Origin of the sequence: Sphingobacterium sp. LRF_L2, assembly GCF_965644235.1 — a bacterium.
In the GTDB taxonomy this organism is placed as follows: domain Bacteria; phylum Bacteroidota; class Bacteroidia; order Sphingobacteriales; family Sphingobacteriaceae; genus Sphingobacterium.
Genome location: NZ_CBFFRI010000007.1, coordinates 182,957 through 196,185, shown reverse-complemented (window position 1 = coordinate 196,185; position 13,229 = coordinate 182,957). Strand labels below are relative to the sequence as shown.

Sequence of the window (13,229 nt, the reverse complement as noted above, 5' to 3'; positions counted from 1 at the left end):
CAAAATAACGTATGAAAATAAAGTATCTTTTATTTTTTGGGATGGCTTGTATAGGCGTGAATGCGTCTGCGCAAGTGTTGCCTTATAAAAACAGTCAACTTCCGATTGAGGATCGAGTGAAAGATTTGGTCGGCAGAATGACCGTGGAGGAGAAAGTTGGGCAGCTGTCCAAACTTTTAGGTTGGGAGATGTATGAGAAAGATGGAAAATCGATCCGAGTAAGTAAAAAACTAAAAGATGCTGTCAAAGATCAACATATTGGTTTGCTTTGGGCAACCTTGCGCGCGGACCCTTGGACACAGAAAACACTAAGCAACGGGTTAAATCCTAAAGAAGCCGCGAAAGCGACAAACGCTATTCAGCGTTATATGGTAGATAGTACCCGTTTGGGGATACCGCTTTTGTTGTCAGAGGAAGCTCCGCACGGACATATGGCAATCGGTGCTACGGTTTTTCCGACAGCAATTGGACAGGCAAGTACGTGGAACCCTGCGCTGATTCAAGAGATGGCAACAACGATTGCACGTGAAACATATGCAGTCGGGGGAAAGAATGGATACGGGCCAGTTTTAGATTTAGCGAGAGATCCTCGCTGGTCGCGAACAGAAGAAAGTTACGGTGAAGATCCTTATTTAATAGGGCAGATGGGGCAAGCTATGGTTAGCGGCTTTCAGGGGAATGGAGCAGGGGATCCCGATAGAATTATTGCGACGTTAAAACATTTTGTAGCTTACGCAGTGCCTGAAGGAGGGCATAATGGAGGAAGCGTTAGTGTAGGTGAGCGAGCGCTGCGTCAGGCTTTTCTTCCTCCTTTTGAGCAAGCTGTAAAAACAGGTGCAGGCTCGGTCATGTCATCATATAATTCGATTGACGGTATTCCTTGTTCGTCGAATTCCTGGCTTTTAAATCAGGTCTTGCGTGATGAGTGGGGATTTAAAGGTTTTGTTGTGTCGGATTTACTGAGTATTTCTGGTTTAAATGGAAGTCATGCTACGGCAGAGAATGCGGTAGACGCTGCTAAGCAAAGTATAGAAGCTGGATTAGACGTTGATTTAAGCGGTTCTGGGTACGGTGGAAATTTGTTGGCTGCGGTGAAATCAGGCCTGGTTGATCAACAAACCCTTGATAAGGCTGTTGCTCGGTTATTGTATCAGAAGTTTGCATTGGGACTTTTTGAAAGGCCTTACGTTGATGAACGCTTGGTCGAGAAAAAAGTAGGTACAAAAGAGCATATTGCTCTTGCAAGAGCTGTGGCAAGGGAATCCGTTGTATTGCTGAAAAATGAACAACAGTTGTTGCCCTTGTCCAAGGGCTTGAAGAAGATTGCGGTTATCGGCCCTAATGCAGACAATATATACAATCAGCTGGGTGACTACACGGCACCTCAGCCTGAGGAGAAGGTGAAGACTGTTTTGGAAGGTGTTAAAGCTGCGGTTTCTAAATCGACGGAAGTTCGTTATGTAAAAGGCTGTGCTATTCGTGATACAAGTACAAATGATATCGATGAAGCTGTCGCAGTAGCGAAAGTGGCGGATGTGGCGATTGTTGTGCTAGGCGGCTCAAGTGCTAGGGATTTTAAGACCTCTTATCAAGCAACTGGAGCAGCTAACGTAGAAACAGGGGCTAAGCAGGTGAGTGATATGGAAAGTGGTGAAGGGTTTGACCGAGCAACATTGGATCTCTTGGGTAAACAGCTGGAATTGTTGAAAAGATTGAAAGACACGGGGACTCCTATTGTGTTGGTTACCATTATGGGAAGACCATTGAACTTGAATTGGGCCGCAGAAAATATTCCGGCTATCCTAAATGCATGGTATCCTGGACAGGAAGGTGGTCTTGCTATTGCCGATGTTCTTTTTGGTGATTATAATCCAGCGGGTCGTTTGCCGATTTCCATTGCACGTTCTGTTGGACAATTGCCTGTACATTATAATCATACGAAGCCAAAACATCATAATTATGTTGAGTTTGATGCGAAACCTTTATACCCATTTGGCTATGGATTAAGTTATACCCAATTTGTTTATGACAATTTACGTGTTGATCTGGCTGAAGGAGGGGAGGACTTTACCTGTACAATACGTTTTACCGTTAAAAATAAAGGATCTTTTGACGGTGATGAAGTTGCGCAATTGTATGTTGTGGATGAGGTGAGCAGCGTGGTTACCCCTGTAAAACAGTTGAAGAAATTTCGGAGACAGCAGATTAAGCAAGGCGAGTCGCAGGAGTTTACTTTTGTGCTTGCAAAAGAGGATTTGAAGTTGTGGGGACTTGATAGAAACTGGAAGACGGAGAAGGGTAAATTTACGTTTTTTGTGGGATCGTCATCAGGGGATGAGAGGTTGTCTGGTGAATTCGCATTGAAGAAAGACTATAGCTTTTTGAAGTAATATAAATCGGGCATCTCTTTACAAGATGCCCGATTTCCTTTTATACTTTGATATAAATTTTCTTCTTATCTAAAAAGAAGCAGACTAGCCACATAAATGATAAGAAACAAAAAGAATAGGCGAATGATCCTATTTCTGGTGGGCCCGGGATCTGTGCGCATACATGATTATAAAACCAATTAAGTGCTGTGGTATAATTTATTTCTCCGCTATCGGTATAGCCGTCTGCGATACGGAATAATCCCAAAAATCGAGGTAGAAGTCCGCTCAAGACGAAGATAAATAGTGGATTTTTGCCAAAAACATCAAAAAACTTGGTTAGTTTATTTTCTGTTTTCTGTACTTCAATGAACCAGATGAGGGTTCCGATGGTCAGGATTCCTAATCCTGTGGTGTATAGTACATAGGAGCTTGTCCAAATTTTCTTGTTAATAGGAAAGCCGAGTGACCAGGTCCATGCCGAAACGAGTAGAAGGAAGCCTGTTACTAATAGCCCCGCTAATAATTTGAAGTGAGGTTCTTTCGTTGTTGGGACTTTTTTCCATAACCAATTGACTTCACCTTGCTGTTTAATAAACAGACCGATAAGGTAGCCGAATATAACCTGAACGATTGCTGGAATTGTGCTGGCTAAACCTTCCGGATCGAATGCGACGCCTTCGCCTTTGTACATGTGCGGAACGCCAAGAATTTTTTTGTCTATTGCTGTACCAAACCAATTTTCGAGAGAGTAAGGGTCGTTACCGCCTAATAGCATAGTTATCCCCCAATAGCCAAAAAGAATAACGAAAGAGGTATAGATTAACTTTTTGGGTGTTAGGTAATAGGAAAGGATGGAAGCAAAGAAATAGGCCAAGGCTATACGTTGCAGTACACCCAGTATACGTATTCCTTTTGTTGGATCAACTGAACTGACCCATTCGCGCATGACAAGTTGATTGTTGGACCATTCTACAAAAGGCCAATAATTTAGAAAAAGACCGATGGCGAATATCAAAAATGTGCGTTTGGAAACTTTTTTCCAGAACGTCTGTTGACCTTCTGCTTGAAGACGTGGGATTACGAATGCCATTGCATTTCCTACAGCAAATAGAAAAAAGGGAAAGACAAGATCGGTGGGGGTGCAGCCATGCCAAGGAGCATGTTTAAGTGGTGAAAACGTGTGGAGCCATGTTCCAGGGTTGTTCACCAGAATCATGAGAGCTACAGTTGCACCACGAAAAACATCAAGTGAATAATAACGTTGTTTCATAATTAGTTTTGTTAGTCATGTTATGTCGGGTTTCCCTTTGCGGAGAATCCTTTTCTAATGTAGTTAATTTTAAAGGAATAAATGTACTTTAGACTGTTAAAAAAAATGATTGACTTACTTTTTAATTTTTTTAAAAAGTATTTGGAAGTTATATTATTCAATGATATATTTGTGTTAACTAACTAGTATTAATTGTGGAGAGCCTGAAGTCAGCCATATTAAAAAGCATTTATTTCTCGTCGATACAGTCGATAGCAGAAATCAGTGAGTCGGTCGGAAAGAGTATTCCGCTGACCACAAAGGCCGTTCAGGAGTTGCTAGAAGATAAGATGATCGTGGAAAGTGGACTTCGTGCTTCGACAGGAGGACGACGTGCCATGAATTTTACGTTGAACAACAGTAAGCTTGGGGCATTAATATCTGTGGCAATTGATCAACATTATTTATACGCCACTGCAGTAGATTTGTCTAATGAGGTTCTTGTTGGTACTAAAAGTGTAGAGATTCACTTGTTGGAACAAAAAGATGTCTTTGAATGCATCAAGTCATTGATTTATGCGGTCATTGAAGATTTAAAAGGAAGATCAGTACTTTCGATCGGTGTTACCATGCCTGGTTTTGTGAATAGAAATGAAGGGATAAACCATTCTTTTGACGAAGATAATTCGCTTTATAAAATCAAATCTAGCTTAGAAAATGAATTTAGTATTGCTGTTTTCATAGAGAACGATTCGTCTGCAATAGCTATTGCAGAGCAACATTTCGGTTTAGCTCGTGGTGTGAATGATGTCTTGGTGTTAAATCTGAATTGGGGTGTAGGATTGGGTATGGTGATGCAGGGGAATCTGTTTCGCGGGCACAGTGGTAATGCAGGTGAATTTAGTCATATTCCCTTAGCAAATGAAAGTAAGCTTTGTTCTTGTGGAAAAAAGGGGTGTTTGGAAGTTGAAGCCTCTTTGCTTTGTGCTATGGAAGAGATTCATTGTGCGTTGGAGAGTGGAGAACGGTCAAGTTTGGAAGAGGTGTATGCAAGGGAGGGAAATGTCCGTTTTGAACAAGTACTTGCCGCTTACGAGAAAGGAGATCAGTTGACTATACGTGCAGTGAAAAATATTGCACATATGCTAGGAAAGGGAATCGCTACGCTGATTCATATCCTAAATCCAGAAAAAATTATTATCAGTGGCAGAGGAGCTGCTTTCGGTGAAGCATTAGTGCCTCAGATACAATCTGCTGTACAAGAATATTGCATTCCTAGACTATCAAAACAAACGACTATACAAATTTCAGAAATTAACGATGTACAATTATTGGCCTCGGCATGTATTGCTGTTCAGCAAATGTCTTGGTCTAAGAAGAGAAAAACACAATTGAACTAACAAAACTAAATTAACAAAAACAACATGAGCAAACTTTACAAAGGATGTTGCATTTTGATGGTGATGATGCTGGCAGGCATTACGCCGTTATTTGCACAGCAGACTGTTACGGGAAAAGTAACAGATGCAAAAGGCGTGCTACCAGGTGTTACTGTTTCCGTTGCTGGAACAACAAATGGTACGCAAACAGATGCGCAAGGGAATTATTCTATTCAAGCGGCTAATGGTGTAAAACTTCGTTTTACTATTATCGGTTATGTGACACAGGAGTTGGCAGTTTCTGGCGGTAAACTAGATGTTACTTTACAGGAGGACGCAGGGGCGATTGACGAGGTTGTGGTCACGGCTATGGGAATAAAGCGTGACGCAAAAGCATTGGGGTATGCGGTGAGCAATATTAAAGCTGAAGAAATAACTAAAGCAGGAAATACAAACTTTGGCTCAGCTTTATATGGAAAAGCGTCAGGTGTTAAAATTACGACAGCTCCAGGTGGGGCATCCAGTGCTGTAAACGTACAGATCCGCGGTATAAACTCTCTAAATTACCAACGGCAGCCCTTGTATGTCGTTGATGGTGTGATTATTCGAAATGACCAACAATATGGATCATCAGGGTCAAATAATAATAACTACTGGGATGATCAGCGGATTCGTGGAAATGGTATGTTGGATATTAATCCTGCGGATATCGAAAGTCTCTCTATTTTGAAAGGATCAGCGGCAAGCGCATTGTATGGCTCTGATGCGGCTAGTGGTGTTATTGTGATCACGACAAAAAAAGGTCTTAAAGGAAGAGGTCTCGGTGTGGACTTTAATTATAGCGGATCTTTAGAGCGTGCTGCTTTTTTACCGAAATTTCAAAATGTATACGGTCCGGGTTATGACGCTGCGACCAATCTGGCGAATGGCGCTGACGAAGAAGGTTGGATTGTGGATGCCAATTCTCCTTCGGGGAGACGTCCGTATTTTCGTTCATACGGAAATTTCGGGCCTAAATTTACGGGTGAAGAAGTGAGCTGGTGGGACGGTTCTACCAAAACCTATGAGGCACGTGAGGATAACTACAAAGATATCTTTGATTTAGGTTACAACTCGAATATCAATTTTGCGATATCTAACCAAACTGATCAAGTTAATTATCGACTAAGCGGTACACGTATGGACTACAAAAGTACCAGTCCCGGTTCGAAGCAAAATAGAAATACATTTAATTTGAATAGTTCGATAAAAATGCACGAAAAGGTTTCGTTGGACGTAGTGGCTAATTACATCAATACCAATACACATAATCGTTCGCAGTTATTGGGTCAAGTTTTGGGATCTTATGGTGGTTTTATAAGCCGTACAGAAGATATGTCTGTTTTAAAAGAGAAATACCAAACTACTGATGGCTATAAATATTCTGCATTTGGAACAGGGCGCGAAGAAGATTTCAAATATACTATTCGTCCTTATAATTTGTTGGATTATTTTTGGTCGCAATACAAAAATAACTACGATGAAACGGAAAATCGTATATTGACAAGCGCGACCTTGAATTGGGATTTAGTGAAAAATTTGAAGTTTAGAGGACGTATTGGTAATGACTTCACATCTGCAGGAATAAGCGAACAAAGATATAATGAATATGCTACTCGATATAATTCATCGGCAAGTAGCTCTGGAGGATTTGCAACTTCGAAAGGTTTATACTCTATTTTGTACGGTGATCTATTATTGACGTATGCTAACAAAATCAATAACGAATGGGACTATAGTGTAAGTGCTGGTTTTCAGTCACGTCAAGAGAAATACAACGATCAGTCTTCAACAACAGTAGGAGGATTGGTGAAGGAAAATTGGTTTAGTTTAAGTAATACATATGATCAAGCGACTACCACAAATACGCGTAAGGAGATGATCAAATATGCATATTTCGGAATGGCAAATATTGGTTATAAAGGATTTGCTTACTTAGATGGAACCTATAGATCCGAATACTCTTCGACGCTTCCTACAGCAAACAATAATTATCAATATGGATCTGTTAGTGGAAGTTTTATTTTTAGTGAAGCATTTGGGTTAAAATCTTCTAAATTCAACTTTGGAAAGTTAAGAGCATCTTATGGCATTGTAGGAAACGATGCTCCAATTTATGCAGCAAATATCGCTTATACACAAACAGCTTTGGCTACCGTAAATGGCTCTGTTCCTTCTTTGACTTATAATAGCTCCTATGGTAATCTAAACTTGTTGCCTGAACGTAAGTATGAAATGGAGTTTGGTATGGAATTGAAATTTTTACAGAATCGATTGGGATTGGATGTTAGTTATTATGATAATTATATTAAGGATCAAATCTTAAATTTAACCACACCAGCTTCTTCAGGAGCTAGTAGTCAAATTGTAAATATCGGACGTGTTGCAAACAACGGTTTAGAAGTTTCTATTTCTGGGACACCGATACAGCGTGAGAATTTTAGTTGGAATGCTCGGTTAAATTATTCATTTAATAGAACAATACTAGAAGAACTGACTCCGGGTGTCGATGAATTGACATTCTATTCAGCAGACGAAAGTTCTTTAAAGATTGTTGCTAAAGAAGGTGAAAAGTTAGGGAATATCTACGTGTACGATATCGCAAAAGACGATCAGGGGAATAATCTCATCTCTGATGAAGGTTATTATGTGATTGATAAAACCAAATATAAGCAAGTTGGTAATATATTACCTAAAGCCATCGGTGGTTTGACGAATACCTTCAATTACAAAAATTGGATGTTAGATTTTACAGTGGATTATCGTTTTGGAGGAAAAATGGTTTCGGAGAACCAGAAGTACGCTATGGGTACTGGTCAATACGAGAATACGATGGAATATAGGGAGACGGGTGTGACATTGGATGGGGTGAATCAGAATACAGGAGCTAAAAATGATGTTCACTTAAGTGCGGCTGATTATTACTTGAATACCTTTGCATGGGGTGCAGACTCTTGGAGTGAAAAAGGTGCTGTGTATGATAATTCGTATATCAAGATGCGTGAACTTTCCATTTCTTATCGTGTACCGTCTTCTGTTACACAGAAATTAAAAATCAATAACCTGCGTGTTTCCTTGTTGGGAAGAAATTTATTCTATTTTTACAGAACATTAGAGAACTTAGATCCTGAGTCGCCGGTTGGAAACCAGTGGTGGTCACAAGGTGTAGATGTTGGTTCGAATGCGGCTACACGTAGTTACGGTATTTCATTAAATGCTAATTTTTAATCTTAAATTATCATGAACAAATCATTTTATATTATATTATTTTTTACGCTATCTATTTTGGGTTTTACGGGGTGTAAAAGCCAATTAGAGGAGGCGTTTGAAAATCCAGATCAGACAACGGAGGCTAGTATTCCTGGTTTCTTTACGGATTTACTGAATAACGACCGTGTGAGACCGTCTTATTGGCATTATCGGACTTTTATTTTATCGAATCAAGCTATTTTTACACAGACAAGCTCATTCATTCCTTCAAACACGATGTATCAAGCTAATGATTCTTATACTTACGATTACTGGCAAGATTTCTATGCGCCAGGTGTGATGGGGATCTATAGAAAGATGGAAGGAACTTATGCTGCGTTAACGGAGGAGGAGAAAGGAGAACAGGAGATATTTTTACAAGCTGCAAAAGTGGTATTGTACGACGAAGCTTCTAAACTAATTGATAATTTTGGTGATATTCCATTTTCCGAAGCAGGTAGTTTACCTGTAAATGGTACAATTGTAAAAGCTAAATTTGATGACCAAAAAGAACTCTACTATTCATTTATTGATGATTTGAAAACAATCAACACATATTTTGCTTCAGCGAGTTCGACAGGGGATTTTGGCAAATATGATATTTTAAATAGTGGGAATGTTATTAAATGGAGAAAATATACGAATTCTCTGCGCTTAAGACTTTTGATGCGGATCTCAAATTATGACGAGGCGACAGCACAGACGGAGGTAATGGCAATGCTTAGCGATCCTACACAATATCCTTTAGTTGATGGAGGGAATTTAGGTGACTATACTGTTGAAAGTACAGATATCCTTTTACATTCATTATCCACAAATACTGTTACTTTAAGAAGTGCATTATCCGAGGGTAATAACCAATATGCTTCTGACTATATGTTAAATAAGGTTATGAAGCCATCAAATGACCCTCGTATACCAGTATTCTATGATAAATTCGGTGTTACTAGTGACGGTATTTTTACCCCTAATACAGATTACAATGCTATGCCTATCACATTCACTGAAAACGATATTTTAACAAATTACCAGAAGTACGCAGTTTTAGATTCGACAACATTTTTCGATAATGTAGATTTGCCAGGAATAGTTATGACAGCGTCCGAAACTAATTTTAACAAAGCCGAGGCTTATTTACGTTGGGGTACAGATGCAAATGCAAAAAGTGCTTACGATGCCGCGCTTAGGCAATCGATTACTTTTTATTATTACATTAATCAGCTTAACAGTTCAAAAGAATTGCCAAAGGCAACAAATCCGCAAGATGAAGCTATAGATGATTTTGTAGATAACTCAACCATTACCTATACAGGTAATTCAACCACGAAGCTAGAATTGATTCTTACGCAAAAATGGTTGCATTACGGTTTCTTGCAAGCACAACATGCTTGGTCTGAATATAGAAGAACGGGGTACCCGCAACTTACTGTCTTGACCGCAGGTTTAGCGAATTATGCAACCCCTCCTTTACGATTCTTATATCCTACCGAAGAAGTATCGAATAATTCTACGAATTACGAGGCTGTACGAGCGAAGGATACACGCACAACCAAGATTTTCTGGGATGTTAATTAATCTTTAGTATCGCATAACGAAAAGCCACCGCAGGGTGGCTTTTCTATTTTCTTATTGTTTGGGGTGTCAATGCCATTAAGATGTACATACTTTACGTTTAGTCGAAGCTGTTTTTGATAAGTAAATTTGCCTCTTCTGGGCATAAAGTGTATATTGGTATTTGAATTTATATTATTAGCTATTTAATCAACACACATGCGCTCTTTTTATAAAAACGTTTTAGCTGTTGCTTTGTCTTTGACAACTACTTTTGCTTTTTCCCAGGCTCATAATGTCTCCTCGGGCTACCAAAAACCTACTGATCCACAAGTGGTCGAAAATCTTGAACAGTGGCAAGACCTTAAATTTGGCTTGTTTATGCATTGGGGGACTTACAGTCAGTGGGGAATTGTAGAAAGTTGGAGTCTTTGTCCCGAAGATGAAGGTTGGACACAACGCAAATTGGAACACGGGGCTACCTATTACGATTACGTGAAAAATTACGAAAGTCTTCAACAATCGTTCAATCCAACAGATTTCAATCCGGAAAAATGGGCCAATGCGGCAAAGGCGGCAGGAATGAAGTACGTGGTTTTCACGACAAAGCATCATGATGGATTTGCGATGTTCGACACGAAAGAATCCGACTATAAAATAACATCAAGTAAGAGTCCTTTTTCTACGAATCCGAAGGCTGATGTTACAAAAGCTATATTTAATAGTTTTCGACAAGATGGCTTTAAGATCGGGGCTTATTTTTCTAAACCCGATTGGCACACAGAATATTATTGGTGGCCTTATTTTCCACCAAAAGATAGAAATGTGAATTATGATCCTGAGAAATACCCTGAACGTTGGGGAAAATATAAGCAGTTCACTTTTAATCAGATTAACGAGCTGACATCGAATTATGGGAAGGTTGATATTTTATGGCTTGATGGCGGCTGGGTGCGTCCTTTTAAAACAATTGATCAAAGTGTGGAATGGCAACGTACGATTAAGGTTGAGCAGGATATCGATATGGATCGTATTGGAACGATGGCGCGGAAGAACCAGCCGGGAATTATTGTTGTGGATCGTACCGTGCCTGGAAATTGGGAGAATTATGTGACACCAGAGCAAGCTATTCCTGAGCATCCGTTGGATATTCCTTGGGAAAGCTGTATTACGATGGGCGACTCGTTCTCTTATATACCCAATGATGCTTATAAACCGACGAAGAAAATCGTAGAGACCTTGGTTAAAATTATAGCAAGGGGCGGTAATTACTTGTTAAATATAGCGCCTGGACCGAATGGCGATTTTGATCAAGCGGCTTATGATCGTTTACAAGAAATGTCAAAGTGGATTGATGTCAATGGAACTGCGGTATACAGTACTAGGGCGGCTGCACCTTATCATGACGGTTCCTTTTACTACACGCAAAGTAAAGATGGGAAAGTGTTGAATGTGTTTCATCTGTCGGATGGAGAAGTTTATGCTGCTCCAGAGCAATTTGATTTTATTGTGCCTGATAATTTTTCGCCAAAAGAACTCCGGTTTTTAGGGTACAAGGGTAAAGTGAAATGGTCGAAAAAAGGAAATCGTGTGACGGTTCAAAAGCCAAAACTAGCGGTAGACTATGCCGCAACTATTCAATTGATATCAAAATAAGTAGCGTATATGAAATGGATGATATATCTCTTGGTCGCTTGTGCGACATTGCATCTTTCTGCACAGGAGAAGCAAATAAAGGTGATAAAAAGTGAATTTCTCTTTGAGGAGGGGAAGTTCTTTGCACAATGCCACGCTTCTACGTTGGAGGAAACGGTAGACGGTGTCTTGTTAGCGAGTTGGTTTGGAGGATCGCATGAAGGAAATAAGGATGTGGTGATTTGGGGGGCGAGATATGTAGATGGAAAATGGACTGAACCCAAGGTTTGGGCGGAGGCTGAGGAGGCTAATCCTTGTTGGAACCCAGTTTTATTCCGTACGGCTAAGGAAAATAAGATCTATCTCTATTATAAGGTAGGGCCTAATCCCAGAGCATGGTGGGGGATGGTAAAGACTTCTGACGACGGGGGACAAACATGGTCTCTAGCAAGAGCACTACCTAAAGGTATTCTAGGACCAATAAAAAATAGACCCATTGCGTTGCAAGATGGTGCCGTGGTTTCTCCTTCTAGTGTGGAAGTAAGTGAGGATCGCTGGGTAGCCCACGTGGAACGGAGTGAAGATGGCCAAAAGAGCTGGTCGGCGTATCCAATAGATCACGAGTCTGCTTTTAATGTTATTCAGCCTAGTATCTTGGAACATCTAGATGGACGATTACAAGTTCTGTGCCGTAGCAAGGAAGGTGTTGTTGCGACGGCATGGTCTACTGATAAAGGAAAAACATGGTCTGCATTGGAACGGACAAATCTCGTCAATCCAAACTCGGGAACGGATGCTATTCGTGTAGGGGATCATTTTTATATCGTTTATAATCCGGATCTCCCTGGGAGAGATTGGTGGGAAGGTAGGGCAAAGTTGCGGTTGGCGATGTCTGAAGACGGCTTGACCTGGCATGATGTATTGACATTGGAAGATGAAGAGAAGGGCGAATTTAGCTATCCGACTATTATGCAAGGAAAAGATGGATTGATTCATATCGTTTATACACACGATCGCAAGAATATTAAACATGTTGTCGTAAAAGAAATGCGCTGATGCATAGCCGATTTTAAGAAGGTGACAAGGGAGCAGGAGTAAATGATAAGTTGCTCTATCATTTTTTGTTTTTAGGTTTTTATTGCTATCTTTGCGCACAATTAAATAATTTATAACGCTTTAATATTATTCAAGAGATGTATTTAAGTAAAGAGTACAAAGCTGATATCTTCGCAGAATTTGCAGGTGCAGCAGCAAACACAGGTTCTACAGAAGGACAAGTTGCTTTATTCACTAAAAGAATTGCTCACTTAACAGAGCATTTGAAAAAAAACAGAAAAGATTTTAACACGCAACGTGCACTACAAATGTTGGTAGGTAAACGTCGTTCATTGTTAGCTTATCTGTACAAAAAAGATATCAATCGTTACCGTGCTATTATCAAAGCATTAGGTTTACGTGATATCATCAAATAAGCTTTTAGAAATAAAAAATAGAAGCCGTCTACTTTGTGTAGGCGGCTTTTTTGTTTATATGGTATTTAAAACGTTGGATAGGGAAATGGTGCGAGGAAATTGGCTCGTTCCTGTGGTGCTGATAAAAAAGGAGATTTAGGATTTATTTCTAAAAAATCGGTGGTACCTAATGTTTTTTATAAGCTGCGGTATAAAGTATATTTTTTTTTACCTTTGTGTGAATTTTAAAGGTCTAAAAATAAGATGACATACGTATAGTAAAGATGTAACCGTATGTCGAAAT

The 13,229-nt window shown here is 39.8% G+C and carries 8 protein-coding genes; 7 read left to right on the top strand and 1 reads right to left on the bottom strand.

What is annotated here, in order from left to right:
- Positions 1 to 11: 11 nt before the first annotated feature.
- Positions 12 to 2,390 (top strand): glycoside hydrolase family 3 N-terminal domain-containing protein, encoded by a 2,379-nt coding sequence (locus ACSZOX_RS15515; RefSeq protein ID WP_437920983.1) that lies wholly within the window; start codon positions 12 to 14, stop codon positions 2,388 to 2,390.
- A gap of 40 nt (positions 2,391 to 2,430) precedes the next feature.
- Here ACSZOX_RS15515 and ACSZOX_RS15510 read toward each other — a convergent pair whose 3' ends face one another.
- Positions 2,431 to 3,642: an acyltransferase family protein gene (locus ACSZOX_RS15510; protein ID WP_437920982.1), complete on the bottom strand. Its 1,212-nt coding sequence runs from the start codon at positions 3,640 to 3,642 to the stop codon at positions 2,431 to 2,433.
- A 194-nt stretch (positions 3,643 to 3,836) separates the two neighbouring features.
- Here ACSZOX_RS15510 and ACSZOX_RS15505 point away from each other — a divergent pair, with 194 nt between their 5' ends.
- The 6 genes from ACSZOX_RS15505 to rpsO all read left to right on the top strand — a co-directional run bounded on the left by ACSZOX_RS15505 (position 3,837) and on the right by rpsO (position 12,946).
- On the top strand, positions 3,837 to 5,021 hold the full coding sequence (locus ACSZOX_RS15505; RefSeq protein ID WP_437920981.1) for an ROK family protein: 1,185 nt from the start codon (positions 3,837 to 3,839) through the stop codon (positions 5,019 to 5,021).
- Between the two features lie 24 nt (positions 5,022 to 5,045).
- Positions 5,046 to 8,267 (top strand): SusC/RagA family TonB-linked outer membrane protein, encoded by a 3,222-nt coding sequence (locus tag ACSZOX_RS15500; protein ID WP_437920980.1) that lies wholly within the window; start codon positions 5,046 to 5,048, stop codon positions 8,265 to 8,267.
- A 12-nt stretch (positions 8,268 to 8,279) separates the two neighbouring features.
- A complete protein-coding gene (locus ACSZOX_RS15495) occupies positions 8,280 to 9,863 on the top strand; it encodes a SusD/RagB family nutrient-binding outer membrane lipoprotein (protein WP_437920979.1) in 1,584 nt (527 codons plus the stop codon).
- A 195-nt stretch (positions 9,864 to 10,058) separates the two neighbouring features.
- Positions 10,059 to 11,495, top strand: coding sequence for an alpha-L-fucosidase (locus ACSZOX_RS15490; protein ID WP_437920978.1), 1,437 nt, complete (start codon positions 10,059 to 10,061; stop codon positions 11,493 to 11,495).
- A gap of 9 nt (positions 11,496 to 11,504) precedes the next feature.
- Positions 11,505 to 12,530 carry a sialidase family protein gene (locus tag ACSZOX_RS15485; protein WP_437920977.1) on the top strand — a complete coding sequence of 342 codons (1,026 nt, stop codon included), beginning with the start codon at positions 11,505 to 11,507 and terminating at the stop codon, positions 12,528 to 12,530.
- A 137-nt stretch (positions 12,531 to 12,667) separates the two neighbouring features.
- Positions 12,668 to 12,946, top strand: a complete 279-nt coding sequence (gene rpsO / locus ACSZOX_RS15480; RefSeq protein WP_437920976.1) for a 30S ribosomal protein S15 — start codon at positions 12,668 to 12,670, stop codon at positions 12,944 to 12,946.
- The last annotated feature ends 283 nt before the right edge of the window (positions 12,947 to 13,229 follow it).

Coding starts and splice junctions, on each gene's coding strand:
- ACSZOX_RS15490 (WP_437920978.1), top strand. CDS start 10,059: ATGCGCTCTTTTTATAAAAACGTTTTAGCTGTTGCTTTGTCTTTGACA.
- ACSZOX_RS15485 (WP_437920977.1), top strand. CDS start 11,505: ATGAAATGGATGATATATCTCTTGGTCGCTTGTGCGACATTGCATCTT.
- rpsO (WP_437920976.1), top strand. CDS start 12,668: ATGTATTTAAGTAAAGAGTACAAAGCTGATATCTTCGCAGAATTTGCA.
- ACSZOX_RS15515 (WP_437920983.1), top strand. CDS start 12: ATGAAAATAAAGTATCTTTTATTTTTTGGGATGGCTTGTATAGGCGTG.
- ACSZOX_RS15500 (WP_437920980.1), top strand. CDS start 5,046: ATGAGCAAACTTTACAAAGGATGTTGCATTTTGATGGTGATGATGCTG.
- ACSZOX_RS15495 (WP_437920979.1), top strand. CDS start 8,280: ATGAACAAATCATTTTATATTATATTATTTTTTACGCTATCTATTTTG.
- ACSZOX_RS15510 (WP_437920982.1), bottom strand. CDS start 3,642: ATGAAACAACGTTATTATTCACTTGATGTTTTTCGTGGTGCAACTGTA.